This window comes from Bacillus sp. SIMBA_031 (assembly GCF_046535225.1).
Lineage (GTDB): Bacteria > Bacillota > Bacilli > Bacillales > Bacillaceae > Bacillus > Bacillus velezensis.
In genome coordinates this window covers 83,675-108,462 of the sequence record NZ_JAWRXC010000002.1, presented here as the reverse complement: position 1 = coordinate 108,462, position 24,788 = coordinate 83,675, and the positions used below count along the sequence as shown (strand labels likewise).

Genomic DNA, 24,788 nt, shown 5'->3' with positions numbered 1-24,788 from the left:
AATGGAGGGAAGGCTGGTGAGATACTTGGTTTGTGTTCTGCTGTCCGCATTCGTTCTGTGTTTAGCGGCCTGTGAACCATCTCATCAGCAGCAAGACACAGGCGTTTCGGCAAAATCGGCAGAACAGAAAATCGTTCCGCTCAGTAAAAAGGAAGCGGAGAAAACGGAAGGATGGCTGGATAACAGAACGATCCTGTATACAGCTCATCATCAGCTGATGAAATATGATCTTTTCAGCGGAAAATCCGAACGGCTCTATGAAACAAAGGGCAATATTGTCAATGTAAAGATCAGCCGGAAAAAACAGCTGATTCTCGTACAGGTGACAAGCAAAGGTCAGACTGAGCTTGTGCTTATGAACAAGCAGGGGAAAAGACTTTATCACAAAGCCTTTAACTCTTATGAGCTGGAGACGGCTTGGAATCCGTATGACCCGTATCAAATGATGATTACCGTTTTTACTGAAACATGGGACTTCACAGCCTATACGGCCGATATGAACAACGGCATTTTAAAAAAGAGTCCCGTTCAGGCCCCTTTTGTCCATTGGACCTCCACTGATGAATTCCAATATATCAAGCAAGGAAAAACGGAGGAAGAGGGTCCTTTATATTCTTATGACTTGCAGACAAAAAAAGAAAAAAGAGTGCTTCATCACGTCATCTGGGCTGATTCCCGCCCGGGCATGGCGATTGCCGTCAGACAAACGGATCAATCGGACGGAGACGGCGAGTTCCTTTTCCAAAAGCCGGCATCCGTGACACACCGCTTTCCTCTCCAAGAAAAGTATGACAGCTTTGCGCCGATGGAATATGATTACGATCAGACACACAAGCGGTTTTACATATTCAAGCCTGAAGGCCGCTCTTACAATCTGATCAGCTTTGACTTAGGAGACGAACGGGAGCGGACGGTGCTCAAAAACACGGAAATGGAGCCGATTCAGATCTCTCCGAACGGGGAATACGCTTTATACGGCTTTACGTATGACCGTCTGATTTCACTGAAAACAGGCATGACAGAACCAATCATAACAAATGAAAAAGGAGTTTGAACCAAATGGCAATTGCAGATGTGACAATCATTCCGATCGGAACAAAAACACCGAGCGTCAGTGAGTATGTAGCGGATGTGCAAAACATTTTGGAGGGTTACAAAGCTGCCGGCAAAATCAAATTTCAGCTCACGCCGATGAACACGTTGATTGAAGGTGAGCTGAGCGACTTATTCGCAGTCATTCAGGACATTCACGAAGCCCCGTTCCAAAAAGGGCTGCACAGAGTGGCGACAAATATCCGCATTGATGACAGACGTGATAAAGAAACGACGCTGGAGAGCAAAATCAAAAGTGTCAGCAAACATTTGCAGCAATAAAAAATAAGCCTGTATCCATTGGATACAGGCTTTTAATGTGCAGTCGGATAGCCGCTGGTTACAACGGTCATTACGGTAAACCAGCCAAACACGCCCAGCGTGGCGGCGGCTAACAAAAATCCCAGGATATTTCTCTGTCTGACAGCCCGCAGGACTCCTAATACAGCTAATAATGCGACAAGGCCGAAGATTACAACAAGTAACATCATGCTCCTCCTTTGTCATTGGAACCTGAAAATCTTTCCATTTCATTTTAACCGTTTTCATTTTGTTTGTCGATAGCGTTTTCCCGGACGCATTCATTGAATCTTCCGCAGAAAACCTTCATAATAAGGGCATATACATAAAGAGGTGATGAAAGTGAAATGGAGACGAATGCCGGCCGGTCCGATTCAGGCAAACGCGTATTTTCTTGTCAGTGAGGATCAGTCCTGTCTTATTTTTGATCCGGGCGGGGAAGCGGACAAAATCAACAATTACATAAAAGAAAACAATCTGAAGCCGCTGGCCATCTTACTGACGCACGCTCATTTTGACCATATCGGCGCGCTTGATGAAGTAAGAGACAGATGGGATGTTCCAGTATATCTTCACAAAAATGAAGAAAAGTGGCTGGAGGACTCTTCCTTAAACGGATCAGGCATATTGCGGGGCATCGCCGTAACGGCACGGCCCGCCGAACGGCTGATTGAAGGCGACGGCATATTGGACATCGGACCTTTCCATTTGGAGACATTGTTTACGCCGGGACATTCACCGGGAAGCGTTTCTTATTATGTGAAGGACGCTGATCTGGTGATTTCAGGTGATGTGCTTTTTCAGGGAGGCATCGGCCGAACAGATTTACACGGCGGAAGTCAGGACGTATTGCTTGATTCCATTCATCAAAAACTGCTCACGCTTCCCGGACATACACTTGTATTAAGCGGGCACGGGCCGGAAACGGATATCCAGACAGAGCAGGAGCGAAACCCGTTTATCAATGGTTTTTCACTGTAAATGAAAAAAGACAGACCATAATGGTCTGTCTTTTTCTGTCAGTGGGTTCCGCCGCCCGGTGTCATAATAAAAATAGAGTAATATGTAAATCCGGCGAAAAATACGGTTAAGTAAGCTCCGAAAATATAAATATACATCCGCTCAGTCAGATTCAAATAAGAAAGAAATACGAAAAAGATCGTCTGTCCAAAAAACAAAAGAGAAGCGTCTTTCATGCCCCCTAAAAAAAACATGACTGCAAATATCCCCGTCCAAAATCCTAACACCCGGAACATGCGATTCATTCCTTATCCCCTCCCGAGAGTCTATCTGAAGTTTATTATAATAGATCGGCACTCAAAATGTAAACATTTTCATGATTATATTTATTGTGGAATTTATGTCTTTCCCTGTGTTTTATATCTTATGCCGCTCTCTGAAAAAGATCCGAAAAATCTTTTTGAAATATGTTTAATGAAAAAAAGTTCAGGGTACTTATGTTAACAAAGAGACGGATTATCCGAGGGAGGAATTTTTAAAAATGAAAGAACTTATTTTTTATTCATACCCGAGCTGCACATCATGCCGAAAAACGAAACATTGGTTAAAAGCCCACAATGTTGACTTTCAAGAGCGCCATCTATTCCGGGAGACACCGACAATTGATGAATTGAAGCAGATCCTATCATTAACGACCGAAGGAATTGATGAAATATTGGCGACGAGAAGCCAAACATTTAAAAACCTCAACCTGAACATTGAAGAAATGACTGTAAATGAAGTGCTGAAGCTTTTGACTGAGAAGCCGAAACTGCTGCGGCGTCCGATTCTGATCGATCGCAATAAGCTCGTTATCGGATACAATCCAGGAGAACTGATGAAGCTGACGAAGAAAAAAACGGTACATCAATCTGTATCATAAGAGAAAAACGAAGATCCGCTGATCAAAATTAATCAGCTAATCTTCGTTTTTTGCGGTTGCTGGACTGGGCTAGCTGGATTCGAACCAACGATCACGGAGTCAAAGTCCATTGCCTTACCGCTTGGCTATAGCCCATCGGATGTAATTACAGTATGTGCGTCAGGCGCCGATTTATACATACAAAGGAATTTGAATGGAGGAGACCCCGTGAAACATTTGAATGAAACATTATCTCGAACCTTAATTGAAGAATCAGGTGAAATCACACGCCAGTGGCTGCTCATACCAAAATCGGGGCGGCCTTCAGATGATCAGAAAGCGGAAATGCAGCACCGTCTGTTAATTGAAATCGTTGCCGGCATTTTATCGGAAAAAGACGGCGGGGAAGAGGAGCTGACAAAGTGGGCGCTTCAGTTCGCAAGGGACCGGGCCGTCCATGAAGTACCGGTCTATGAAAGCGTCACGAGCTTTAAAGAATTCCGGAGATTGGTCTGGAACCGCATACAGACATGCTGTGAAACGATGTCTGAGAAGCCTGGGGCGAATGCGGTATTCCAATGGGGAGAGAAGCTGAACAAAGCAATTGACCATATGATTGAAGTATTTACAGAGGAATATTATAAAGTGACGGTTACACAATTAAACGCCCAAAAAGAAATGATTAACGAACTAAGCGCGCCGATTATGCCGATTGCCGACGGTATTGGAATTTTGCCGCTCGTCGGCGAAATTGACACCTACCGGGCAAAAATGATTTTGGAATCGGTGCTTGATCAATGTTCTTCACTCCGTCTTTCTTATTTATTTTTAGATATATCAGGTGTGCCGATTGTGGATACGATGGTCGCTTATCAGATTTTTAAAGTGATTGACAGCACAAAACTTCTTGGCATAGAAACGACAATCTCAGGCATCAGGCCGGAAATCGCGCAGACCGTCGTGAAGCTCGGCATCGATTTTTCTCAGGTGAAAACGGAGCAGAGTCTGGCGAAAGCACTGGCAAAAAACGGATTTATCGTAAAAGAATCATTAAGATGATAAAAAGCTGAATGGCCGGGAGGGATTTCTCCCTCAGCTATTCAGCTTTGTCAGCTTCAATCGTAATGATATGATGGCTGTCGATTTCTTTTACCGTAAATGTGTAGCCTTCAAAATCAATGGTGCTCCCGGGCTTCGCGTCAATATGCTGAGTAAGAAACCAGCCCCCGAGTGTATCGACTTGATCAGCCGTAATCTCTGTTCCGAGTACATCATTGACGTCACTGATCAGCAATTTGGCGTTCAGGAGATAGCGGTTCTTCCCAAGCTTTTGAACGGAAGGTGTTTCGTCCGTATCAAATTCGTCGCGGATTTCGCCGACGATCTCTTCAATGATATCTTCCGCCGTTACTAATCCCGCGGTTCCGCCGTACTCATCAATGAGAATGGCCATATGGGCGTGTTCCCGCTGCATTTTAACGAATAATTGATAAATCGGAATCGTCTCAATCACGTGGATCGCCGGCTGGATGTAAGGGCTGAGTTCGTGTTTTGTAAACGCCGCTCCTTCTGACAGGAATCTGAATAAAACTTCTTTTATATTGATGATGCCGACTACATGATCTTTATCTCCTTTTACTACGGGATACCGGGTATATTTATTTGTTTTGATAATGTCCCGGAGGATATGTCCCGATCCGCTGTCTAACGGCAGGCTCACCATTTCATTCCGGGGCACCATAATTTCTTTGGCAGTGCGCTTATCAAATGTAAAAATGTTATTTACGTAATGGAGCTCGCTTTTTTTGATCATGCCGCTTCGATAGCTTTCGGCAAGGAGCACCCGCAATTCCTCTTCCGTATAAGCCATTTCATGTTCGGAAGCAGGCTTCAAGCCGAACATGGCTGTAATCAGGCGGGCGGAATGATTGAGCAGCCAGATGAACGGAAACATTAACTTATAAAACAAAATCATCGGTCTGGCAGACAAAAGTGTAATCCGCTCGGCTTTTTGGATAGCAAAACTTTTCGGGGCGAGTTCGCCGATGACGACATTCACATATGTAACCAGCAGAAAGGCGATGATCAATGACAGGACTTGGGCAACCGCTTCGTGAACTCCGGTCTTTAAAAATAACGGCTGAAGCATTGCTTTGACTGTCGGTTCACCCAGCCAGCCGATTCCCAAAGCGGTGACGGTGATACCCAATTGGCACGCCGATAAATATTCATCAAGGTGTGTAATGACATGCTTGGCTCCTTTTGCTCCTTTTACATCTTCCTCAATGAGCTGATTAATGCGGGAGCGCCTAGCTTTAACGATTGAAAACTCTATGGCGACAAAACACGCCGTTAATAAAATAAATAGTACGATGGCAGATAGTTTGATGATATACAATGTAACGCCTTCCGCGAAGGAAGGCTTGCACCTCCCTTTTTTCGGAATAATACCACTGTAGAAAGCTGCTCAAACATCGAACCTGGTTTAGCCTGCTTCATTTACGGTAATAAAACAAGAAAGCGATACTGGAGGATGACAAGAGATGAAGGTACATTCGGGAGCGGACTGGCTGTGGTACCAGCTCGGTCCGCATGAAAAAACGGAAGCGAAAAAAATGATCCATCACAATCACTGGCCGCAATGCGAAAAGTGGTTTGAACATGAAAATCATATAAACTTTCTGCGCTCAGATACAAATGATCAGAATAATGAAGCGGTTTTCGGTTCTTTAATCTATCATCAAGGATTAGATGATGAAAAAAACCATACCGTATTTCACTTTTATATTACGAGAGAATTCTTTTTTACAATTAATTTTGATTTTTCGCTGCTGCGCGGTGTAAAAGAAAAGCATGCCACACAGCAGATTCAAACCTGTGAAAATCCGATTGAAGGCTTTTTTGTTCTGCTGGGAGAGCTGATGAATTCATATCTGATCGGACTGGATGAATTTGAAGTCAAGCAGCGGACGCTGAAATGGCAGATTCATGATGACAACAGCAAAGGAATCTTGGAAAATGTGCATAAACTGCGCCATGAGCTGTTCATTTGGAAAGGCCTTACACTGGGGGCTAAAAAAGTGGAAATGGCTTTAAAAGAAGCTTTTCTCCCGAAAAATGACAGGCAGAAAGATTACCTCAGAGCTCATCAAAAGATGGAAAGAGGAATTACATATATCAATGAGTTTGATCAGGAATTGAGCAATCTGCTGCACGCCGAGGAAGTCATTACCTCCCAAAGAGGAAATGAAATTGTGAAAGCCTTGACGATCTTTACAACTCTCTTTACACCGATGACGGCGCTTGGAGCTCTCTGGGGGATGAACTTTGATAACATGCCGGAGCTTCATTGGAAATATGCGTATATTTGTTCCATCGTGCTCATTATTGTATCAACCCTGCTGATTTATATTTATCTGCGGCAGAAAGGCTGGACAGGGGACATTTTGAGGGAGCATCAAAAAAAATATTTGCGGAAAGAAAAGAAACGCTAAGAAGAGCAGGCAAACGCCTGCTTTTTTTGATGGCTGGCTGAAAATGGCCGAATGGTTCCCGATTTCATTCGGTAAATCAAAGTCAGGGGGCTTATTTTTTATTTTTTTGCGTTTTACACACTGTAAAACGCATAATCTCTCCTTTGCCGGCTTTTGTGTATCTGATTTACAATACGTGCGGAAGGAGGGAAGTCTTGTGAAAAATATTGAAACATACAGCAGGAACATCATAAACGAGGCCTATACGGCAAGGGCTTCAGATATACACATTGTGCCGAGAGAAAAGGATGCTTTCATTCATTTTCGCATCGGCCATGCTCTTGTGAAAAAAAGAGTCTTAAAAAAAGAGGAATGCGTAAGGCTTATTTCTCATTTTAAGTTTTTATCGGCCATGGATATAGGAGAAAGACGTAAGCCGCAAAACGGGTCATTGTCTCTGCCGCTTCCGACGGAAACCGTTCATTTGAGAATGTCAACCTTGCCGACAATGAATGATGAAAGTCTTGTCATCAGGCTTTTGCCTAAGCGGCAGATTCCCCCTCTGGATAAATTGTCCTTATTTCGGGGGGCGGGCGCCGCATTATTGTCCTTTCTGAAGCATTCGCACGGCCTGCTTCTGTTTACCGGCCCCACCGGATCTGGAAAAACGACCACTCTTTACTCGCTTGTCAACTATGCAAAAAGGCATTTCAACCGGCGTATTGTCACGCTTGAAGACCCCGTAGAAACAAGAGATGAGGATGTGCTGCAAGTTCAGGTGAATGAAAAAGCCGGAGTCACATATTCCGCCGGTTTAAAAGCGATTTTAAGACATGATCCCGATATGATCATCTTAGGGGAAATCAGAGATGCCGAGACGGCTGAAATCGCTGTCCGCGCGGCCATGACGGGACACCTCGTTCTTTCAAGCCTGCATACAAGAGATGCTAAGGGCGCCATATACAGGCTGCTGGAGTTCGGCGTGAACATGACAGAAATTGAACAAACCGTCATTGCCATTGCCGCTCAGCGTCTGGTTGATTTAACATGTCCGTTCTGCAAAGAGGAAAACTGTTCTGTGTACTGCCGGATGTACAGGGAGACACGCCGTGCGGGCATTTATGAACTGCTCTACGGGAAAAACCTCACCCAATGCTTTCAGGAAGCAAAGGGAGAGCACGCCAATTTTCAATATCAGACGCTCCGCAGGCTGATCAGAAAAGGAATCGCGCTCGGCTATGTCACGACCGACAATTACGATCGGTGGGTGTATCATGAAGCGGATTAAACGAACCTGGCCGTTGAAGGATCAAGCGGCTTTTTTGAAAAGGCTCGGTGAAATGACGGAAAAAGGATACAGTCTTATTGAAGGGCTCAGACTGCTGAAACTCCAGCTGCATAAACGTCAGCTTGCAGAGCTGACGGACGGAATCCGCCGGCTGAGGGAAGGTGATGCGTTTTACCAAGTGCTTGAGGCACTGTCTTTTCATAAAGAAGCCGTCTCTATCTGCTATTTCGCTGAGAAACACGGGGAATTGCCGGGGGCGATGAAACAAAGCGGCGACTTGTTACAGAGAAAGCTCATGCAGACGAATCAAATCAAAAAAATGCTCCGGTATCCGATGTTTTTAATATCTTCCGTCTGTGTCATGTTTTATATCCTGCAAAGTTTAATTATTCCGCAGTTTTCTGGGATTTATCAATCAATGAATATGAATACATCCGGTACGACTGCTTTCATCTTTGCGTTTTTTCGGCATTTACATGAAGCCTGCGCACTGGCGCTGTCCGCCGCTTTCTGCTTGTTTTTGTACGTTTGGTTCTTATGTAAGAAAAAATCCCCGCAAGATAAAATGCTGATTGTTGTGAAAATACCCCTCTTAGGAAAAGCGGCCGTTCTTTTTAACAGCTACTTTTTCTCTTTACAGCTCAGCAGTCTTCTGAAATCCGGCCTTTCTATCTATGACAGCTTAACAGCTTTTAAAGAACAATCTTTTCTGCCTTTTTATCGTGAAGAAGCAGAGATGCTCATTACACGTCTGAAAGCCGGAGAAACCATAGAGTCCGCTCTTTCCGGGCATCCGTGTTATGAAAAAGATCTTGCGGCTGCAGTCAGCCACGGACAGGCAAACGGTCTGCTTCACCGCGAACTTTATACGTACAGCCAGTTTATGATGGAGCGTCTTGAACAAAACGCGGCGAAGTATACCGGCATTCTCCAGCCTGTCATTTACGGTGTTGTGGCCGGTATGATTTTAATTGTCTACATGTCAATGCTGATGCCGATGTACCAGATGATGAACCAAATGTAAGGGAGTGCTTCGTCTGAAAAATCAAGATGGATTTACTTTAATTGAAATGCTGATTGTTTTATTTATCGTTTCCATTCTGCTTTTAATTACCATTCCTAACGTTACAAAACATAATCAAAGCATTCAGCATAAAGGCTGTGAAGGACTGCAGAATATGGTGAAAGCCCAAGTGACGGCGTACGAAATCGATCATGAAGGTAAAATGCCGGATATGAACGATTTACAATCAGAGGGGTATATCAAAAAGAATACAGCCTGCCCGAATGGTAAACAGATCTTAATTAGTGGCGGAGAAGTTACTGTTGAACAATAACAGGCGGACAGAAAATGGGTTTACCCTTCTTGAAAGCCTGATTGTGTTAAGCCTGGCGTCCGTCCTGCTGACGGTTTTGTTCACGACGGTTCCGCCGGTCTGCACCCACCTTGCCATGCGGCAAAAAACAGAACAGCTCCAAAAAGATATTCAGCTTGCTCAGGAAACGGCTATCGCAGAACATAAAAGAACAAAAATCACTTTTCTTCCAAAAGAGCATAAATACAAACTGCAGTCAGGCGGAAGGATTGTCGAGCGTTCTTTTGATTCGCTTCATATTACACTTGTGACTTTACCGGAGAGCCTTGAATTTAACGAAAAAGGCCATCCGAATTCGGGAGGAAAGATTCAATTGAAGAGCGCCGGGTTCACCTATGAGATCACAGTTTACTTAGGGAGCGGAAATGTCCATGCTAAACGGAAATAAGGGGTTCTCTACTATTGAAACACTATCAGCAATGGCCATTTGGCTGTTCCTTATGACGTCTATCATTCCGGTCTGGACGGACATGCTGACAGATGGTCTGAAAATAGAAGATCGCCAGGAAGCGTACCAGCTTCTTCAGAAACATATCAGCACTTATATGATGACCGGAAAAAAGCCGCCGTCTCCCGGTGTGAAGTGGAAGGAGGATGGTGAGTATTACAAAGTGTGTGCGGCTGACCGCAGCGAAAAAGAAATGTGCCTCAGTATTCTCAAAACAGACTGGCTTTACGCTTCTTAATGTTTTGTTCTCCTTAGCAGTCTGTCTTTTCCTATCAGGAACCCTGGGCCCGATTTTACATCTGTTTTTATCAAACCGGGCCGATAACGGCGGATTAGACGGCCGGGAGCATCAAATTGCCGTTCAGCAGATCATGAACGAATGTAAACAGGCCGAGACTGTGAAGCCGGCGGACGGCGGACGGGCGTTAGCATGCCGGAAAACAGGAGGCGAAGAAGTGCGTTTTGAAATTTATCATAAGATGATAAGGAAAAGAGTAAACGGAAAAGGCCACGTGCCGATCCTGCAAAACGCGGCATCATTAACGGCTGATGTGAAAAACGGCCTGATCTTATTAGAGATATCAAGCGTTGCAGGTAAAAAGAATCAGTCGGTTATTCCGGTTTACAGCTCTTTTAAAGGTGATTAAATGTACAAATCTGACGGTTTTATATATCCCGCGGTTCTGTTTGTTTCTGCCGCAGTTTTACTTGTCATCAGCTATACTTCATCTGATTTCATCACCCGAAAAACATTTGCAAAAGAGGCAGGGGAGTACTGGATCGGAGAGAACCTGCTCCAAAACGGCGCGCTGCTGTCAAGCCGCCATATGGCACAGGGAAAAAAGGCCCGAACTGGTACACAGCGTTTTCCGTATGGCACCGTTTCTTTTCACATCACCGGGAGTGATCGCCGCGAAACGGTTCAGGTTACAATTCAGGCGGAAACCACGACAGGTACGAGACGGGAGGCTCACCTTTTGTTCGATCAGAAGAAGAAACAGCTGATTCAATGGACGGAAGTATAAAAAAGAGGCGGCGGGACAACACTTCATAGTAAAGACAGCACTATGAGGTGAGAGCCGTGAAAACAAATGATTATGTAAAATATATGACTGAGCAATTCGTTAAATATTTCGATACACCGAAACAGGAACGGAAAGAGCGAAAAGAAGTGCGGAAAGAAAAGAAAGTGCCGGCTTCTCAGCACTGGTTCGGAATATTGCCGTACAGTTTTAAGCTGTGGATGCAGCGGAAAAAATAAAGTTGAATCACACGAAAGGTCCTCCTGATACAGGAGGGCCTTATTGGTATTCCTCAATGACAGCAATTTTATTTACCTTTTGGCTGTAGGGATTAAAAGAAATCGTAACAAACACGCCAAATTCTTTTGCGCCATCCCGCAATGTCAAGTGGTATTGCTTGACTGCTTCGTCCGTTCTTTTCCGATCCCACACCTTTTGAATAAATAACGTTTGGGCGAGCGGATATCTTTTTTTAGCTTCTTTTTCTGCTAACTTTTCCCATTTCGATTGATGGTGAACAGCATAATAAGGCACCGTTTCCGCCTGAGCTGTTCCTGAAACCCCGAAAACAAGAAGAGAAAGGCAAATCAGACTTTGTTTGATCATCATTCTTCGTCCTTTCGCTGTATATACTTTCCATTTTGTGCTAGGCACCTCGTTATTTTCTCACGTTTTATTAGAAAAAATTCCAAAAAAGTGTGTAATTTGAAGCAAAACGATGTTTTTGAAAGATACCATTCTCAAAAACGAACAATTTGACCGAATTTGACATTTTTCAAGACGATAATCCTTGATTATACTTTGTTCATACAGTTCTTTAAAGAGAACGGTTGTCATATTTATTAACAGTTTTACAGGGGGTAAGGCATGTTCCGATTGTTGCGAATGGAAAAAAAGGGCAAGGTGAGATGGCGGATGATGCTATTTTTACGGCTTTCGTTCATTTTTTGCCTGTCCGTGACGATATGTGCTCAGTTCACAGGTGATACAAGTTCCTCCTTCAATGATGTGAAAAGCTTCAGTCTCCCGGTTCAAACGTGCGGAGATTTTCAATATACGGATGACGATTGCCGTTATGACGAACGCTGGGATCAAAGTGATTTACATATAACAAATCAAACTGATACGTCAGGCACCGTGTGTGCGCCGCTTCAACTCTATGCCGAGCTGGAGAATAAGGGAAAAGAGCGGACTGTTTCTGACTGGAAATGGGAGCTCCATAAAATCGCTTCTCAGCAGCAGCCTTTACGAAACGGCAATGTTGTGGATAAAGGGCTTATTACTGATAAAAAAAGCAAAACGATTTATAAAATTGAGTCAAAGCGGTCTTTGAAGCCGGGCATATACGCATTCAAGGTTTACAAGCCTGAAGGGTATCCGGCGGACGAAGAAAAATTTGAGTGGTCAAAACCAATGAAACTCGTCAAATGCCGGGAACAGGCGACCGTTTCCGATCTAAAGAAAACGGAGAAAGAGCCGGCAGAGCCGGTAAAAGAAAGCGGGGAAGAACATGAAAAAAACGCTGAAACTGATCAGTAATATTTTGTATGCCGTCATCTTCAGCTTGATTATTGTGCTGACGTTAACGGTGATTTCGACCCGGGCTTCCGGGGGTGAGCCGGCCATCTTCGGCTATACGCTGAAATCCGTGCTGTCGGGTTCAATGGACCCGGAATTTAAGACGGGTTCGCTCATAGCGGTAAAGAAAATTTCTGACGTGAATGACTTAAAAAAAGGGGATGTGATCACCTTTACGCAAGATGACGGAACAGCCGTCACACACAGAATAATCGGGATCACAAAAAAGGACGGGAACCTGCTGTTTGAGACAAAAGGGGACCATAATGCCGCCCCGGATGCCGCACCCGTTCAAGCTGAAAAAGTGGCGGCCCAGTATACGGGATATCAGCTTCCGTATGCCGGATATGTCATACATTTGGCCAGCCAGCCGATCGGAACGGCGATTCTGTTAATCGTTCCCGGCGTCATGCTTTTGATTTACTCCATAACAGTCATTGTCAGCGCCCTCCGCGATATTGAGCGGAAAACGAAAGCGCTGGAAGAACATGCGAAAAAGGGAACCATCTCTACATGAATACGGTTGCAACCTGGCGACAGGATTTGATAACAAAACTAAAAAGTAAGGGGAGAGTACAAACATGGGTATGAAAAAGAAATTAAGCTTGGGCGTTGCCTCAGCCGCACTCGGTTTAGCATTAGTAGGAGGAGGCACATGGGCCGCATTTAATGATGTGAAGTCGACAGACGCTACATTTGCGTCAGGAACACTTGATTTATCGGCTAAAGAACAATCAGCAAACGTCAATTTGTCAAACTTAAAACCAGGCGATAAATTGACGAAAGATTTCGAATTCAGAAACAACGGTTCACTTGCCATTAAAGAAGTACTGATGGCTTTGAATTTTACTGACTTTAAAGGTGCGAAGAAAGGAAATGAATCTGCGGAGGATTTCCTCAGTCAGTTTGAAATTACGGTTCTGACAGTCGGTAAAGAAGGGGGCAACGGCTATCCTAAAAATATCATTTTGAAGGCGGCCAGCCTGAAAGACTTATACTTAATGTCAACAAAACAGGATAAAGCAGCTGCCGAAGCGATCAGCAAGCACATTGATCCGAAATTCTTGAGTGAGAGCGGAAAAGTCAATGTAGCAACCATTAACGGCAAAACAGCTCCTGAGTACGACGGAGTTCCGAAAACGCCTGCTGATTATGATCAGGTGAGAATGGAAATCAAATTTAAAAATGACACCGCTAAAACTGCGGACGGATTAAGTGTGCAAAACAAGTTCCAGGGGAATGCGATTTCTCTTCAATTCTCTTTTGAAGCAACGCAATGGAACGGCTTGACCATTACGAAAGATCATACGGATAAAGACGGTTACGTCAAGGAAAATGAAAAGGCTCACAGTGAGGATAAAAACTAATCCGAAAGTCGGACAGTTAAAAGAGGAGTTGTGCACATATGGCGGCACTACTCCTCTTTTTGCGCTTTTCTCCATTTTTGATAATCTAAAAATTCACGAAATTGTTTTTTTGATACCCCGGATGTCATTGCATCGCGAACTAATTTCTCCCATTCACTATCTAATTGACCATCGTATTCGGTTTCATGTTTTTCATCAAGTAAAGTATGAACCGAGACGTCCAGAACAGCGGAGACTTTTTCGAGAAATTGAATGGAGGGGTTCGTCTGTAAATTTCGTTCTATTGAGCTTAAATAAGACTTCGCTACCCCAGCTTTTTCAGCTAGTTCTGATAGTGAGTAGCCTTTTTCTTTTCGGTATTGTTTAATACGCTGGCCAATCAATGTCATCACCTTCCTTGTGATATTATAGCACATTCAGAAAGGATTTACGGTATGACTTCTGGCTGCCTGGATATGTTGAGAAGACTTTTTATTCGAAAGCAGGTATTTGCGTATTTCTTCTAGGCTGATATTTGCTTTTTGGGCTTCTAATATCAGCTCAACCCATTCCTTATCTAATTGCGAAAATTCCATTTTTGCATTTTTCATGCATTTTCTCCTCCTAAAATACTTGTTTATGTATTTCAGCCAATCCGCCCATGACCTTATCTTTACATGTCTGGAAGTGATTCATCGCATGCGAAACGCCAGAAATTTTTTCTATATACTTTTATTATAATATAGAATTTCCAGAAAAAACGGGAAAGGTGTCGAATGGATAACGCTTATCCAGAAAAATTACTTTGCAGGAAAAATAAACCGCCGTTTTCGATCTGAATGTGAATTTTCGGCTGATATAAGGCTTTCAGCGCTTGTTTTTCCAAATGGTATTCCTCAGGTTTTTCCTCTGTCTGCTCATAAAACTGATCGAGCAGCCTGAGGTCCTTTTTCCATCTGGCGATCGCGCTGTCAGCCCAGTCTGACGGCTCTTTGGCGGCAGCGTCTTTTAAGTAATGCTCCATCCTTTTAATCCCGCTTTCCGGCTTAATCATCGGCGATATGGTAAAGCAATAGTCTGATATTTGCGAGGTCAGCGGAAGCGGTGCAAGCTTCTGCTGAAACCCTTCTATAATGGTTCCAGAAACAAGATGCAGGCCTAAAGACAAAAGTCTGTCTTTTTTCATGTCGGATTGGTATGAAATCACTACATTTAATCCAAGCCAGGGCTGAAGCGGAACTCTGGCTCCGGCTGATACAATTTTCTCATATATTCTTGTAAATCTCCCATTTTGTTTAACTGCTTGAAAGATTTGAAAGAGGCGCGGGGCTCCAAAGTAAATAAATTCGCCGTCCATATCCTCCGGAGCCGTTTCTTTATCAGTGATGAACGTAATCTTCATCGGGTTCGGTTCGCCTCCCGTTTTTTCACGCCAATGCCAATAAAACGGGCGGTTCATAATTTGTTTGTCCATCTCGACCGTCAACTGAACCGTCATAAAACCCGGCCCGTGTTCTGTAATCGGACAGTGGTTCGCTTCAAAAAAGCGCAGTAAAAATTCGTGAACCTCCTGCTGTCTCATGTCGCGCTTCCTCCTTTTAGATTAAGATCCTTTTTTTCTGGCGGGCTTTTCCGTACCGTACGACAGAAAAGAGGTGAGATTGTCCATTTTGATTCTCATTTCTTCCTCTGTCAGCGAATGGCATAAAATATCATGCAAATGGTCTTCGAAATTGCTCACTTTGATTTTTGTTAAGATGTCATCTAATTCTCCGACGACATTTTCAAATAAATGAATTTTGTCATACAGAAGTTTTAAGATATGCTCTTCCACCGTATGTTTTGTCGCCATATTGTAGATATGGACATCTCTTTCCTGACCGAGTCTGTGAATCCTTCCGATTCTTTGTTCAAGCCGCATCGGGTTCCACGGGAGGTCATAATTGATTATATGGTTGCAGAATTGCAGGTTGATCCCTTCGCCTCCGGCTTCTGTAGCGATCAGCACTTGCACTTTGCCGCGGAAGAGGTCCTTCATCCAGTCTTTTTTTCCGCGTTTAAATCCGCCTCTGAACGGAACGGAGCTTATGCCGTTCTGCTGAAGGAACCATTGCAGGTAAATCTGTGTCGCCCTGTATTCAGTGAAAATAATGACTTTATCATTAATCTTTTGGATCAAGTCAACAACTTGAATTGCTTTTGAGTTTTGCGTGACTTGATTAATGCGGTCCATTAAATTAGCGATCGTCTGATCATCGAATGCGGGCGCTTGTTTGTCTTTTTGGTCAAGCATTTTTTTGAGCGTCATATACACGGCTTCCCTGCTTGAACAGCACTCTCTTTGCAGCGTCATAATGGAAAATGCGCTTGCGGGCTTTTCCGTGCCGTTTTTCAGTGCGACAATGTCATCGTAAAGCGCCTGTTCCGTCGGTGAAAAGGTGATCGGTACTGTTTCCACGTGGCGCTTCGTCCATGTAAGGCCGGTGTCGCTCCGCGTGTTGCGGATCATCACCTTATTGACGAGCTCTTTCAAATGCTCATGAGCGTCAATCCCGTCCTTCCGATTGAAGGTTTCTTGAAATCCGCTTTCGTTTCCTAAATGGCCGGGTTTTAACAGTGACACTAAATTGAAAATTTCTTCGATCCGGTTTTGAATCGGCGTCGCCGTCAGAAGCAGGCAGTATTTCTTCACAAGACTTCTCGCAAATTCATAATTTTTCGTTTTGCTGTTTTTGAGCTTGTGCGCCTCGTCAATAATGACGAGATCATACGGAATAGAAAGCACAATGTCTTTGTGAGGCGAGCGTTTGGCCGTATCAATAGAAGAAACGACGATATCGCACTGTTCCCACACATAGCTTTTCTTCTGTTCAACAGCGGGTATTAAAAACTTCTCCTGAAGCTCTTTCACCCACTGGGAAACGAGTGATGCCGGCACAAGAATCAGGATTTTTTTGGCCAGCCCGCGAATCATATATTCTTTTAAAATCAGGCCCGCTTCCACCGTTTTTCCGAGCCCCACTTCATCAGCCAAAATCGCCTTGCCGTTCATTTTTTCAACGACTTTCTGCGCGACTTCAAGCTGATGGGGAAGCGGAGTGAAATCGGGAAGGTATAAAGGAGCCCTCAAACCTTCAAATTCAGGAATGGCAAGGGTCTGCTGGACTTCAGCCGACAGTTTGTACATCTCCCAATTTGACCAGGGACCGTCCGTTTTCAGCCGCTCAGAAAACTCTCCCGGCCAGTTTGCATCAAATATGATCTCTGCTGTCATATGTAACAAAACCGCCTTTCTTTTAAAAAACTGATTTATCATCATTTTTGTTGCCGGACGTAAGTGAGGGTGGTAGGATATAAGTAATGATTTCACTAAAAGATATTGCTTTAGTATGTCCATAAAATTGGTAAATATGAGCGAATGACAGCAAGGGGAGAGACTCGGACGGAAGATGGGCGTCCGGGCGCCGAAGGAGCAAACTGCGGAGTGAATCTCTCAGGCAAAAGAACTCTTGCTCGACGCAACTCTGGAGAGTGTCTGCACTTAGAAGAAGCAGGCCACCAAAGGGGACGTCTTTATGATATGTTCATAAAGTAAACTTTCAGGTGCCGGGACAGAGAAACCTTCATTTTCATGAGGTGTTTCTCTGTCCTTTTTTATATGTTTTTACAATGCGCCAATGACTGAAGGGGGAAGATGATGCTGAAACGAACACCGCTTTATGACGTGTATAAAGAATACGGCGGAAAAACGATTGATTTTGGAGGATGGGAGCTGCCGGTTCAATTTTCTTCTATTAAAGAGGAGCATGAAGCCGTCCGCACAAAAGCGGGCTTGTTTGATGTGTCCCATATGGGGGAAGTCGAAGTATCCGGTAAAGACGCCCTGTCTTTTCTCCAAAAAATGATGACAAATGACGTTGCCGATTTAAAGCCGGGAAACGCGCTCTATACCGCCATGTGTTATCCTGACGGCGGTACGGTCGATGACTTGCTGATCTATCAGAAAAGCGAGAGCTGCTATCTGCTCGTGATTAACGCGTCTAATATTGAAAAAGACATCGCTTGGCTGACGGAACATACGGAAGGCGATGTCACGCTGACGAATCAGTCTGACGGGATTTCACTGCTTGCTGTTCAGGGGCCGAATGCTCAGTCGGTTCTTGCGAAGCTGACTGAATGTGATTTGTCCTCCTTAAAGCCGTTTACATTTATTGATAAGGCGGACGTTGCCGGACGCCAAGTCCTGCTTTCAAGAACAGGCTATACCGGTGAAGACGGGTTTGAGTTATATTGCCGCAATGAAGATGCGGTTCATCTATTTAAGGAGATACTTGCAGCGGGAGAGCATGAAGGCCTCGTTCCGTGCGGCCTCGGCGCCCGTGATACGCTGAGATTTGAAGCGAAGCTTGCTTTATACGGTCAGGAATTGACGAAAGATATTACACCGATTGAAGCCGGAATCGGATTTGCCGTGAAACACAAGAAAGATTCCGATTTTTTCGGGAAATCAGTATTGCGCGAACAGAAAGAAAAAGGAGCCCCGCGAAAGCTGGTCGGACTTGAGATGATTGAAAAAGGGATTCCGAGACACGGGTACGCCGTGAAAAAAGACGGTGTTCCGATCGGTGAAGTCACGACAGGCACGCAATCTCCGACTTTAAAGAAAAATATCGGCCTTGCCTTAATCAAAACGGAATTCAGTGAAGTCGGAACGGAAGTAGAAGTGGAAATCCGTAAAAAAACGGTAAAAGCGAAGATTGTCCGCACACCGTTTTATAAACGTCCAAAACAGAGCTGAAAAAGGAGAGTCATATGAAGCATCGATATTTGCCCGCGACAGAACAGGATAAAAAAGAAATGCTGAAAGCCATCGGCGCAGAAACAATTGATGAACTGTTTGCCGATATTCCGGAAAATGTACGGTTTCAAAAAGACTACCAAATTAAACAAGCAAAGTCAGAAACTGAGCTGACGAGAGAGCTGACGAAGCTTGCGGCGAAAAATAAAGACGCTGTTACATATGCATCTTTTCTGGGGGCAGGAGTGTACGATCACTACCAGCCGGTTATCGTCGATCATGTGATATCCCGATCAGAGTTTTACACGGCATATACGCCTTACCAGCCTGAAATCTCACAAGGAGAGCTGCAGGCGATTTTTGAATTTCAAACGATGATCTGTGAATTAACGGGAATGGATATCGCAAACTCCTCTATGTACGACGGGGGAACGGCGCTGGCGGAAGCGGCGATGCTTGCGTCAGGCCATACGAAAAAGAAAAAAATCGTCATTTCCGCAGCCGTTCATCCGGAATCGCGGGATGTTTTGAAAACATACGCAAAGGGCCAATATATTGAGGTTGTAGAGGTGCCTGCGAAAAACGGCGCCACAGATCTTGAAGCATTGGAACATGCCGTTTGTGATGAAACGGCCGCCGTGATCGTCCAGTATCCGAACTTCTTCGGACAAATCGAGCCGTTAAAGGACATTGAGCCGCTCGCACATAAAGGAAACAGCCAGCTGATTGTTTCTTCAAACCCGCTCGCGCTCGGTATTTTGAGACCGCCCGGGGCATACGGAGCTGATATCGTCGTCGGGGACGCGCAGCCTTTCGGCATACCTGCGGCGTTCGGCGGCCCGCATTGCGGCTATTTTGCAGTAACGAAAAAACTGATGAGAAAGGTGCCGGGCCGGCTTGTCGGCCAAACGGAAGATGAAAACGGGCGAAGAGGCTTTGTTCTCACTCTTCAGGCGCGCGAGCAGCATATCAGAAGGGACAAAGCCACGTCTAACATTTGCTCAAATCAGGCGCTGAATGCTTTAGCGGCTTCAGTCGCGATGACGGCGCTCGGAAAAAACGGCGTCAAAGACATGGCCCGCCAAAATATATTGAAAGCTGATTACGCGAGACGCCAAGCGGAAAAAGCCGGCTTGCACGTAGCATTTGACGGCCCGATATTTAATGAATTTGCCGTCAGGCTGAATCTTCCCGTCAAGGAAGCAAACCGGCGGCTCCTGCAAGACGGCATAATCGGCGGATATGATTTAGGCCTTGCGTATCCGGAACTGAATCAGCATATGCTCATTGCCGTCACAGAGCTGAGAACAAAAGAAGAGATCGATTCGCTTATTGCGGGATTGGGGGATCAACATGAATAATCAAGATCAGGCGCTTATTTTTGAAATGTCCCGCGAAGGGCGTATCGGTTACAGCCTTCCGGGGCTTGATGTGCCGGAAACAGAGCTTGAAAGTCTTCTTCCCGGTGACTATATCCGCGATGAAGACGCAAAGCTGCCGGAAGTATCAGAGCTCGATATTATGCGGCATTATACCGCTCTTTCTAAGAGGAACCACGGAGTTGATTCAGGCTTTTATCCGCTCGGCTCTTGTACGATGAAATACAATCCGAAATTAAATGAAAAAATTGCCCGGATCGCAGGTTTTTCCGCTATTCATCCGCTTCAGGACGAGGACACGGTTCAGGGGGCGCTTGAGCTTTTATACGATTTAAGCGAACACTTGGAGGAAATTACGGGCATGGACGAGGTGACACTGCAGCCTGCGGCGGGCGCTCACGGCGAATGGACCGGCCTGATGATGATCCGCGCCTATCACGAAGCGCGGGGAGACTTCGGACGGACGAAGGTGATTGTCCCTGATTCAGCCCACGGTACGAATCCGGCATCCGCCACGGTCGCAGGTTTTGAAACGATTACCGTTAAGTCAAATGAGCACGGGCTGGTTGACATTGAAGATTTGAAAAGAGCGGTAAATGAAGAAACAGCGGCGCTGATGCTGACGAATCCGAACACCCTCGGGTTATTTGAGGAAAACATTACGGAAATGGCTGAAATCGTCCATCAGGCCGGCGGAAAGCTTTATTATGACGGAGCGAATTTAAATGCCGTTTTAAGTAAAGCAAGACCGGGAGATATGGGATTTGACGTCGTTCACCTTAATCTGCATAAAACATTTACCGGGCCGCACGGCGGGGGAGGACCTGGCTCAGGGCCGGTCGGCGTGAAAAAAGAATTCATTCCGTATCTGCCGAAACCCGTTCTCACGAAAAAAGAGGGCCGTTTGACGTTTGACTATGACCGGCCGCAGTCGATCGGGCGCGTAAAACCTTATTACGGTAACTTCGGCATTAATGTCAGAGCCTACACGTATATTCGTTCCATGGGGCCTGACGGCTTAAAAGCTGTGACCGAAAACGCGGTTTTAAATGCAAATTATATGATGAGAAGACTCGCGCCTTATTATGATCTCCCGTATGACCGTCATTGCAAGCATGAATTTGTGTTATCGGGAAGAAGGCAGAAAAAGCTCGGCGTACGAACGCTTGATATTGCCAAACGGCTTTTGGATTTCGGCTATCATCCGCCGACTGTGTATTTTCCTCTCAATGTTGAAGAAAGCATCATGATTGAACCGACGGAAACGGAATCAAAGGAAACGCTTGATGCGTTTATAGATGCCATGATTCAAATTGCGCGGGAAGCGGAGGAATCGCCTGAAATCGTTCAGGAGGCGCCGCATACAACAGTTGTCAAAAGAATGGATGAAACCAAGGCGGCAAGAAAGCCGGTTTTAAAATACGAACGTACACTTGACGGCAGCCGCTGACACGGTGTAAAAAAAAGAGCTGTCCGTTTTATACGGAAGCTCTTTTTTCATGATTAGTTTTTTGCTTTAATTTTTCCGCCCCATTTTTTAAATCCGCCTTTCAGGTTGTAAATATCTTTACAGCCGTGTTTGCGGAGCGTCTGTGCCGCACGTCCGCTGCGGACATTGTTTTGGCAGTACAGATAAACGGGTTTATCAGGACGGATTTCACTTTTGCGCTGTTTCAGCTGTGACAGCGGAATGTTGCGCGCGCCGAGAATATGGCCGCCTTCAAATTCATTCGGTTCACGGACGTCAATCAGCTGCGCTTTTCTGTAGCCCGCGCGGAATTCCTCTTCCGTAAGTGTTTTCATTAAACGCTGCTGGTAAAAATACGACACGATCATATAAACGATAAACGCCGCAACAATAATTAAAGCAATCATATTAGACAATGCGATTCTACTCCTTTAGCTTATAAAATAAAACCCTGCTTCCTTAAAACAAGGCTTACCGGACGTTTTGGGACAAATACTATTATAGTAAAGCATGAAGCGATTGTCATCCTTAATGAAACGAAATATTTTTCATTTTCAAGGCAGTTTGTTAAACTAATTTTATTAAAACGATAAAGAAGGGTTCAGTGTATGGAAAAAGAAACATGGCGGTTTATTGACTCAGGGAATGAAAGCCCGGCATTTAACATGGCGCTGGATGAAGCGCTTTTATATTGGCACAGCCAAAAAAAAATTCCTCCGGTGATCCGTTTTTACGGCTGGAATCCGGCAACTTTGTCTGTGGGGTATTTTCAAAATATTAAGAAGGAAATTAACTTTGACGCAGTACATAAACACGGCCTCGGGTTTGTCAGAAGACCGACAGGCGGACGGGGTGTTCTGCATGATAAAGAATTGACATACAGCGTAATCGTTTCAGAGGATCACCCGGAAATGCCGGCCACGGTGACAGAGGCGTACCGGGTGATTTCAGAAGGTATTCTGCAGGGATTCAGAAACCTTGGACTTGATGCCTGCTTTGCGATTCCGCGAACGGAGAAAGAAAAAGAAAGCTTGAAAAATCCGCGCTCGTCCGTCTGCTTTGATGCGCCTTCGTGGTATGAACTGGTCGTCGAAGGACGGAAAGTTGCCGGAAGCGCACAGACACGCCAAAAAGGCGTCATTCTTCAGCACGGTTCCATCCTGCTTGACATTGATGAGGATAAGCTGTTTGATCTGTTTTTATATCCGAGCGACAGAGTCCGTGAGCGCATGCAGCGGAATTTCAAAAACAAAGCGGTAGCCATTAACGCCTTAGCGCCGAAACGGGTAACGATGGATGAGGCCAGAATCGCTTTTAAAGCCGGTTTTGAGGAAGGGCTGAACATTCATCTTGAGCCTTACACACTCACGTCTGAAGAGCTTGCATTTGTCAATGAGCTGGCTGAGACGAAATACGCGTCTGATGAATGGAATTATAAGCGCTGATAAGGCTTGACAGACCGGAAGCATCCTTGTTTTTTCATGACCGTTAGTGTAAACTTGTAATGGTTTATAAAGTTAAGGTGCTTTTTGGGAGGGTTACTTATGACAACACCAAGTATGGAAGATTATATTGAACAGATTTATATGCTGATAGAAGAAAAAGGATATGCACGGGTTTCTGATATCGCGGAAGCTTTGGCAGTCCACCCCTCCTCTGTAACGAAAATGGTTCAAAAACTAGATAAAGACGAGTATTTGATTTATGAAAAATATCGCGGGCTCGTATTGACGTCAAAAGGCAAAAAGATCGGCAAACGGCTCGTATACAGACACGAATTGCTTGAGCAGTTTTTAAGAATCATTGGTGTTGATGAAGAGAAGATTTACAATGATGTTGAAGGAATCGAACATCATCTGAGCTGGAACAGCATTGACCGCATCGGCGACCTCGTTCAGTATTTCGAAGATGACGAAAGCCGGAAAAAAGAATTGAAATCCGTACAGAAAAAAACCGAAAATCCCGGTGAATAAAGGGCAGCCCGAAATGGGGCGCCCTTTTTTTAATGTCTTCATTCTTTGGTCTATTTCGCCCAGCCGTTTCTTAAAATAATAATACACCTTGAGATGGAAGGGAGAGGGCGCGCTATGCAGATTGACGGCGTATTTTCGGGCGGGGGGATAAAAGGGGTGGCGCTTGCCGGCGCTTATGAAGCGCTGGAAGAAAAGGGCTTTCGCTTTGAAAGGCTCGCCGGAACAAGCGCCGGCGCAATTATTGCCGCATTTATCGCTGCGGGCTATACGAGCAGAGAGGTTCATTCCATTATAGATGAGGTGGACGGAAGGCAATTGCTTGATCAGAGATACTCATTCCTCCCGCTGAAAATCCTGCGGTGGGTGTCGATATATTGGCGCCTCGGACTATACAGAGGCGATATGCTGGAAAAATGGATTGCGGATAAATTAAAAGCGAAGGGCATCATCGCGTTTGGCGATTTGAAAAAAGGCTCGCTCCGTCTCATCGCTTCAGATCTGACGAACGGAACGATGATCGTGCTTCCTGACGATCTTCCCCGCTACGGATTAAATCCGGAGATGTTCCCGGTTGCCAGAGCCGTCAGAATGAGCTGCAGCATTCCTTATTTTTTTGAACCGATAAAACTGAAGACCGAAAAAGGCACCTCGACGGTCGTTGACGGCGGCGTGTTAAGCAATTTCCCGATTTGGCTGTATTCAAAAGAACGCAAACGGCCGGTCATCGGAATTTCACTTTCGCCCAACGAAAAAGAGCGCCCGAAAAAATCAATCCGCAACGCTTTTGAGCTGTTCGGGGCTTTGTTTGAAACGATGAAAGACGCTCATGATGCCAGGCATATCGCGACAAAGTACGAACAGAATATTATTTTTATTCCGGTGGAACATGTGATGGCGACAGAGTTTCATCTCACACCGCAAAAAAAACTAGCTCTCATTGAGCTAGGAAAAAGCAGAACAGAGCAATTTTTGAAGCAATGGAGCTATTAAAAAAGCGCTCTGTTTTTCTTTTTATTCTTTTTACCTTCTATGACGGTAAGCTGGGTCTGGCTTTTTTTCTTTAGAATCATCGGCTTCGGTCTGCTGCTGCTCGGCACGCTCCGCAAATGGCTGACCCGGCCTCTGTGTCCGGCGCGGTGCTTCGCTTTTTGCTCCTTCATTCGGAGCCGCGATTGTCTGGCCGCTTTTCTGAAAGCGGTTCCGTCACGGCCGGTACGGCGGTTCAGGACCGTCCTCACGATAAAATAAATAATGATGCCTGCGATAATAACGGTGATCGCTCTTGAAATCATCTGCCCGGGGTTGGTTACCGCCGCATAAATGAAACCGAATGCGCCAAGCGCTATCAATACAGCAAAAAAAGGTTGTACACGATGATTCATAACT

General features: G+C 45.0%; 33 protein-coding genes, 1 tRNA gene and 1 riboswitch. Of the genes, 23 read left to right on the top strand and 11 right to left on the bottom strand.

Features of this window, described 5'->3' with window-relative positions; genetic code table 11:
- The first annotated feature begins 16 nt into the window (after nucleotides 1–16).
- Together SB724_RS07310 and SB724_RS07305 are read left to right on the top strand one after the other, a co-directional pair.
- Nucleotides 17–1,054 carry a YqgU-like beta propeller domain-containing protein gene (locus tag SB724_RS07310; RefSeq protein ID WP_265971280.1) on the top strand — a complete coding sequence of 346 codons (1,038 nt, stop codon included), beginning with the start codon at nucleotides 17–19 and terminating at the stop codon, nucleotides 1,052–1,054.
- Nucleotides 1,055–1,059: 5 nt separating this feature from the next.
- Nucleotides 1,060–1,374 (top strand): MTH1187 family thiamine-binding protein, encoded by a 315-nt coding sequence (locus SB724_RS07305; protein ID WP_003153073.1) that lies wholly within the window; start codon nucleotides 1,060–1,062, stop codon nucleotides 1,372–1,374.
- A gap of 32 nt (nucleotides 1,375–1,406) precedes the next feature.
- Here the strand turns inward: SB724_RS07305 and SB724_RS07300 are convergent, their stop codons facing one another.
- Entirely contained in the window at nucleotides 1,407–1,580 is a 174-nt protein-coding gene (locus tag SB724_RS07300; RefSeq protein ID WP_003153076.1) for a DUF2759 domain-containing protein, read from the bottom strand.
- A 154-nt stretch (nucleotides 1,581–1,734) separates the two neighbouring features.
- Here SB724_RS07300 and SB724_RS07295 point away from each other — a divergent pair, with 154 nt between their 5' ends.
- Nucleotides 1,735–2,373: an MBL fold metallo-hydrolase gene (locus tag SB724_RS07295; protein ID WP_003153077.1), complete on the top strand. Its 639-nt coding sequence runs from the start codon at nucleotides 1,735–1,737 to the stop codon at nucleotides 2,371–2,373.
- Between the two features lie 38 nt (nucleotides 2,374–2,411).
- On the opposite strand, the gene SB724_RS07290 is transcribed toward SB724_RS07295, so the two are convergent.
- Complete coding sequence (locus SB724_RS07290) at nucleotides 2,412–2,657, bottom strand: DUF2626 domain-containing protein (protein ID WP_003153078.1); 246 nt, start codon at nucleotides 2,655–2,657, stop codon at nucleotides 2,412–2,414.
- A 236-nt stretch (nucleotides 2,658–2,893) separates the two neighbouring features.
- Between SB724_RS07290 and SB724_RS07285 the strand changes: the two genes are divergently transcribed.
- Complete coding sequence (locus tag SB724_RS07285; RefSeq protein ID WP_003153079.1) at nucleotides 2,894–3,274, top strand: Spx/MgsR family RNA polymerase-binding regulatory protein; 381 nt, start codon at nucleotides 2,894–2,896, stop codon at nucleotides 3,272–3,274.
- Nucleotides 3,275–3,338: 64 nt separating this feature from the next.
- Here the strand turns inward: SB724_RS07285 and SB724_RS07280 are convergent.
- A tRNA-Gln gene (locus tag SB724_RS07280) sits at nucleotides 3,339–3,409 on the bottom strand.
- Between the two features lie 72 nt (nucleotides 3,410–3,481).
- Here SB724_RS07280 and SB724_RS07275 point away from each other — a divergent pair.
- A complete protein-coding gene (locus SB724_RS07275; RefSeq protein ID WP_038459190.1) occupies nucleotides 3,482–4,312 on the top strand; it encodes an STAS domain-containing protein in 831 nt (276 codons plus the stop codon).
- A 37-nt stretch (nucleotides 4,313–4,349) separates the two neighbouring features.
- Here SB724_RS07275 and SB724_RS07270 read toward each other — a convergent pair whose 3' ends face one another.
- Nucleotides 4,350–5,651 (bottom strand): hemolysin family protein, encoded by a 1,302-nt coding sequence (locus SB724_RS07270; RefSeq protein ID WP_410570626.1) that lies wholly within the window; start codon nucleotides 5,649–5,651, stop codon nucleotides 4,350–4,352.
- Nucleotides 5,652–5,796: 145 nt separating this feature from the next.
- Between SB724_RS07270 and SB724_RS07265 the strand changes: the two genes are divergently transcribed.
- The 9 genes from SB724_RS07265 (at nucleotide 5,797) to SB724_RS07225 (ending at nucleotide 11,099) form a co-directional block, all read left to right on the top strand.
- The gene (locus tag SB724_RS07265; protein WP_032874012.1) at nucleotides 5,797–6,747 is read left to right on the top strand and encodes a magnesium transporter CorA family protein; all 951 of its coding nucleotides are present in this window, start codon (nucleotides 5,797–5,799) and stop codon (nucleotides 6,745–6,747) included.
- A gap of 196 nt (nucleotides 6,748–6,943) precedes the next feature.
- A complete protein-coding gene (comGA, locus tag SB724_RS07260; protein WP_007612574.1) occupies nucleotides 6,944–8,014 on the top strand; it encodes a competence type IV pilus ATPase ComGA in 1,071 nt (356 codons plus the stop codon).
- Nucleotides 8,001–9,038 carry a competence type IV pilus assembly protein ComGB gene (comGB, locus tag SB724_RS07255; protein ID WP_038459183.1) on the top strand — a complete coding sequence of 346 codons (1,038 nt, stop codon included), beginning with the start codon at nucleotides 8,001–8,003 and terminating at the stop codon, nucleotides 9,036–9,038. Before comGA ends, comGB begins: the two co-directional genes overlap by 14 nt.
- A 4-nt stretch (nucleotides 9,039–9,042) precedes the next feature.
- Nucleotides 9,043–9,351, top strand: coding sequence for a competence type IV pilus major pilin ComGC (comGC, locus tag SB724_RS07250; RefSeq protein WP_003153087.1), 309 nt, complete (start codon nucleotides 9,043–9,045; stop codon nucleotides 9,349–9,351).
- The gene (comGD, locus tag SB724_RS07245; RefSeq protein ID WP_038459181.1) at nucleotides 9,341–9,778 is read left to right on the top strand and encodes a competence type IV pilus minor pilin ComGD; all 438 of its coding nucleotides are present in this window, start codon (nucleotides 9,341–9,343) and stop codon (nucleotides 9,776–9,778) included. Before comGC ends, comGD begins: the two co-directional genes overlap by 11 nt.
- On the top strand, nucleotides 9,762–10,076 hold the full coding sequence (comGE, locus tag SB724_RS07240; RefSeq protein WP_038459179.1) for a competence type IV pilus minor pilin ComGE: 315 nt from the start codon (nucleotides 9,762–9,764) through the stop codon (nucleotides 10,074–10,076). Before comGD ends, comGE begins: the two co-directional genes overlap by 17 nt.
- Nucleotides 9,985–10,485: a competence type IV pilus minor pilin ComGF gene (comGF, locus tag SB724_RS07235; protein WP_410570622.1), complete on the top strand. Its 501-nt coding sequence runs from the start codon at nucleotides 9,985–9,987 to the stop codon at nucleotides 10,483–10,485. The genes comGE and comGF overlap by 92 nt, the downstream gene beginning before the upstream one ends.
- Nucleotides 10,486–10,863, top strand: coding sequence for a competence type IV pilus minor pilin ComGG (gene comGG / locus SB724_RS07230; protein WP_044802560.1), 378 nt, complete (start codon nucleotides 10,486–10,488; stop codon nucleotides 10,861–10,863).
- Nucleotides 10,864–10,919: 56 nt separating this feature from the next.
- Nucleotides 10,920–11,099, top strand: a complete 180-nt coding sequence (locus SB724_RS07225) for a YqzE family protein (RefSeq protein WP_022552966.1) — start codon at nucleotides 10,920–10,922, stop codon at nucleotides 11,097–11,099.
- 40 nt (nucleotides 11,100–11,139) lie between these two features.
- On the opposite strand, the gene SB724_RS07220 is transcribed toward SB724_RS07225, so the two are convergent.
- A complete protein-coding gene (locus SB724_RS07220; RefSeq protein ID WP_038459175.1) occupies nucleotides 11,140–11,469 on the bottom strand; it encodes a DUF3889 domain-containing protein in 330 nt (109 codons plus the stop codon).
- A gap of 258 nt (nucleotides 11,470–11,727) precedes the next feature.
- On the opposite strand from SB724_RS07220, the gene tapA reads away from it, so the two are divergent.
- The 3 genes from tapA (at nucleotide 11,728) to tasA (ending at nucleotide 13,805) form a co-directional block, all read left to right on the top strand.
- Nucleotides 11,728–12,399: an amyloid fiber anchoring/assembly protein TapA gene (gene tapA, locus SB724_RS07215; protein ID WP_029326077.1), complete on the top strand. Its 672-nt coding sequence runs from the start codon at nucleotides 11,728–11,730 to the stop codon at nucleotides 12,397–12,399.
- The gene (gene sipW, locus SB724_RS07210; protein WP_012117977.1) at nucleotides 12,371–12,955 is read left to right on the top strand and encodes a signal peptidase I SipW; all 585 of its coding nucleotides are present in this window, start codon (nucleotides 12,371–12,373) and stop codon (nucleotides 12,953–12,955) included. Before tapA ends, sipW begins: the two co-directional genes overlap by 29 nt.
- Before the next feature lie 64 nt (nucleotides 12,956–13,019).
- Complete coding sequence (gene tasA, locus SB724_RS07205; RefSeq protein ID WP_044802563.1) at nucleotides 13,020–13,805, top strand: biofilm matrix protein TasA; 786 nt, start codon at nucleotides 13,020–13,022, stop codon at nucleotides 13,803–13,805.
- 47 nt (nucleotides 13,806–13,852) lie between these two features.
- Here the strand turns inward: tasA and sinR are convergent, their stop codons facing one another.
- The 4 genes from sinR to SB724_RS07185 all read right to left on the bottom strand — a co-directional run bounded on the left by sinR (nucleotide 13,853) and on the right by SB724_RS07185 (nucleotide 17,058).
- Nucleotides 13,853–14,188 (bottom strand): transcriptional regulator SinR, encoded by a 336-nt coding sequence (gene sinR / locus SB724_RS07200; RefSeq protein ID WP_003153104.1) that lies wholly within the window; start codon nucleotides 14,186–14,188, stop codon nucleotides 13,853–13,855.
- Nucleotides 14,189–14,221: 33 nt separating this feature from the next.
- A complete protein-coding gene (gene sinI, locus SB724_RS07195) occupies nucleotides 14,222–14,395 on the bottom strand; it encodes an anti-repressor SinI (protein ID WP_007612543.1) in 174 nt (57 codons plus the stop codon).
- Between the two features lie 176 nt (nucleotides 14,396–14,571).
- Nucleotides 14,572–15,366, bottom strand: a complete 795-nt coding sequence (locus SB724_RS07190; protein ID WP_014418368.1) for a YqhG family protein — start codon at nucleotides 15,364–15,366, stop codon at nucleotides 14,572–14,574.
- Between the two features lie 21 nt (nucleotides 15,367–15,387).
- The gene (locus SB724_RS07185; RefSeq protein ID WP_038459170.1) at nucleotides 15,388–17,058 is read right to left on the bottom strand and encodes a DEAD/DEAH box helicase; all 1,671 of its coding nucleotides are present in this window, start codon (nucleotides 17,056–17,058) and stop codon (nucleotides 15,388–15,390) included.
- A gap of 144 nt (nucleotides 17,059–17,202) precedes the next feature.
- Nucleotides 17,203–17,303, top strand: a riboswitch (glycine riboswitch).
- Between the two features lie 178 nt (nucleotides 17,304–17,481).
- On the opposite strand from SB724_RS07185, the gene gcvT reads away from it, so the two are divergent.
- Genes gcvT through gcvPB form a run of 3 tightly spaced genes read left to right on the top strand, consistent with a single transcriptional unit; the run spans nucleotide 17,482 to nucleotide 21,411 of the window.
- Complete coding sequence (gene gcvT, locus SB724_RS07180; protein WP_012117974.1) at nucleotides 17,482–18,582, top strand: glycine cleavage system aminomethyltransferase GcvT; 1,101 nt, start codon at nucleotides 17,482–17,484, stop codon at nucleotides 18,580–18,582.
- A gap of 14 nt (nucleotides 18,583–18,596) precedes the next feature.
- A complete protein-coding gene (gene gcvPA, locus SB724_RS07175; RefSeq protein ID WP_310527537.1) occupies nucleotides 18,597–19,943 on the top strand; it encodes an aminomethyl-transferring glycine dehydrogenase subunit GcvPA in 1,347 nt (448 codons plus the stop codon).
- The gene (gene gcvPB, locus SB724_RS07170; RefSeq protein ID WP_410570616.1) at nucleotides 19,936–21,411 is read left to right on the top strand and encodes an aminomethyl-transferring glycine dehydrogenase subunit GcvPB; all 1,476 of its coding nucleotides are present in this window, start codon (nucleotides 19,936–19,938) and stop codon (nucleotides 21,409–21,411) included. Before gcvPA ends, gcvPB begins: the two co-directional genes overlap by 8 nt.
- Before the next feature lie 53 nt (nucleotides 21,412–21,464).
- On the opposite strand, the gene SB724_RS07165 is transcribed toward gcvPB, so the two are convergent.
- Nucleotides 21,465–21,845: a rhodanese-like domain-containing protein gene (locus SB724_RS07165; protein ID WP_007408335.1), complete on the bottom strand. Its 381-nt coding sequence runs from the start codon at nucleotides 21,843–21,845 to the stop codon at nucleotides 21,465–21,467.
- 192 nt (nucleotides 21,846–22,037) lie between these two features.
- On the opposite strand from SB724_RS07165, the gene SB724_RS07160 reads away from it, so the two are divergent.
- From SB724_RS07160 to SB724_RS07150, 3 genes are all read left to right on the top strand, one after another.
- Nucleotides 22,038–22,874, top strand: a complete 837-nt coding sequence (locus SB724_RS07160) for a lipoate--protein ligase family protein (protein ID WP_003153114.1) — start codon at nucleotides 22,038–22,040, stop codon at nucleotides 22,872–22,874.
- Between the two features lie 99 nt (nucleotides 22,875–22,973).
- Nucleotides 22,974–23,402 carry a transcriptional regulator MntR gene (mntR, locus tag SB724_RS07155; protein WP_007408338.1) on the top strand — a complete coding sequence of 143 codons (429 nt, stop codon included), beginning with the start codon at nucleotides 22,974–22,976 and terminating at the stop codon, nucleotides 23,400–23,402.
- 114 nt (nucleotides 23,403–23,516) lie between these two features.
- Nucleotides 23,517–24,392, top strand: coding sequence for a patatin-like phospholipase family protein (locus tag SB724_RS07150; RefSeq protein ID WP_012117971.1), 876 nt, complete (start codon nucleotides 23,517–23,519; stop codon nucleotides 24,390–24,392).
- Here SB724_RS07150 and SB724_RS07145 read toward each other — a convergent pair.
- Complete coding sequence (locus SB724_RS07145; protein WP_007408340.1) at nucleotides 24,389–24,784, bottom strand: SA1362 family protein; 396 nt, start codon at nucleotides 24,782–24,784, stop codon at nucleotides 24,389–24,391. The two genes, SB724_RS07150 and SB724_RS07145, sit on opposite strands and share 4 nt — an antisense overlap.
- Nucleotides 24,785–24,788 lie beyond the last annotated feature (4 nt).

Excerpts from the sequence above, each read along its gene's own strand:
- SB724_RS07220 (WP_038459175.1), bottom strand. The coding sequence starts at position 11,469 with ATGATGATCAAACAAAGTCTGATTTGCCTTTCTCTTCTTGTTTTCGGG.
- mntR (WP_007408338.1), top strand. The coding sequence starts at position 22,974 with ATGACAACACCAAGTATGGAAGATTATATTGAACAGATTTATATGCTG.
- SB724_RS07305 (WP_003153073.1), top strand. The coding sequence starts at position 1,060 with ATGGCAATTGCAGATGTGACAATCATTCCGATCGGAACAAAAACACCG.
- comGF (WP_410570622.1), top strand. The coding sequence starts at position 9,985 with ATGGTGAGTATTACAAAGTGTGTGCGGCTGACCGCAGCGAAAAAGAAA.
- gcvT (WP_012117974.1), top strand. The coding sequence starts at position 17,482 with ATGCTGAAACGAACACCGCTTTATGACGTGTATAAAGAATACGGCGGA.
- SB724_RS07190 (WP_014418368.1), bottom strand. The coding sequence starts at position 15,366 with ATGAGACAGCAGGAGGTTCACGAATTTTTACTGCGCTTTTTTGAAGCG.
- SB724_RS07285 (WP_003153079.1), top strand. The coding sequence starts at position 2,894 with ATGAAAGAACTTATTTTTTATTCATACCCGAGCTGCACATCATGCCGA.
- SB724_RS07150 (WP_012117971.1), top strand. The coding sequence starts at position 23,517 with ATGCAGATTGACGGCGTATTTTCGGGCGGGGGGATAAAAGGGGTGGCG.
- comGE (WP_038459179.1), top strand. The coding sequence starts at position 9,762 with ATGCTAAACGGAAATAAGGGGTTCTCTACTATTGAAACACTATCAGCA.
- SB724_RS07160 (WP_003153114.1), top strand. The coding sequence starts at position 22,038 with ATGGAAAAAGAAACATGGCGGTTTATTGACTCAGGGAATGAAAGCCCG.
- comGG (WP_044802560.1), top strand. The coding sequence starts at position 10,486 with ATGTACAAATCTGACGGTTTTATATATCCCGCGGTTCTGTTTGTTTCT.
- SB724_RS07185 (WP_038459170.1), bottom strand. The coding sequence starts at position 17,058 with ATGACAGCAGAGATCATATTTGATGCAAACTGGCCGGGAGAGTTTTCT.
- SB724_RS07265 (WP_032874012.1), top strand. The coding sequence starts at position 5,797 with ATGAAGGTACATTCGGGAGCGGACTGGCTGTGGTACCAGCTCGGTCCG.
- sinI (WP_007612543.1), bottom strand. The coding sequence starts at position 14,395 with ATGAAAAATGCAAAAATGGAATTTTCGCAATTAGATAAGGAATGGGTT.
- comGB (WP_038459183.1), top strand. The coding sequence starts at position 8,001 with ATGAAGCGGATTAAACGAACCTGGCCGTTGAAGGATCAAGCGGCTTTT.
- tasA (WP_044802563.1), top strand. The coding sequence starts at position 13,020 with ATGGGTATGAAAAAGAAATTAAGCTTGGGCGTTGCCTCAGCCGCACTC.
- sipW (WP_012117977.1), top strand. The coding sequence starts at position 12,371 with ATGAAAAAAACGCTGAAACTGATCAGTAATATTTTGTATGCCGTCATC.
- gcvPB (WP_410570616.1), top strand. The coding sequence starts at position 19,936 with ATGAATAATCAAGATCAGGCGCTTATTTTTGAAATGTCCCGCGAAGGG.
- SB724_RS07290 (WP_003153078.1), bottom strand. The coding sequence starts at position 2,657 with ATGAATCGCATGTTCCGGGTGTTAGGATTTTGGACGGGGATATTTGCA.
- SB724_RS07145 (WP_007408340.1), bottom strand. The coding sequence starts at position 24,784 with ATGAATCATCGTGTACAACCTTTTTTTGCTGTATTGATAGCGCTTGGC.
- tapA (WP_029326077.1), top strand. The coding sequence starts at position 11,728 with ATGTTCCGATTGTTGCGAATGGAAAAAAAGGGCAAGGTGAGATGGCGG.
- SB724_RS07300 (WP_003153076.1), bottom strand. The coding sequence starts at position 1,580 with ATGTTACTTGTTGTAATCTTCGGCCTTGTCGCATTATTAGCTGTATTA.
- gcvPA (WP_310527537.1), top strand. The coding sequence starts at position 18,597 with ATGAAGCATCGATATTTGCCCGCGACAGAACAGGATAAAAAAGAAATG.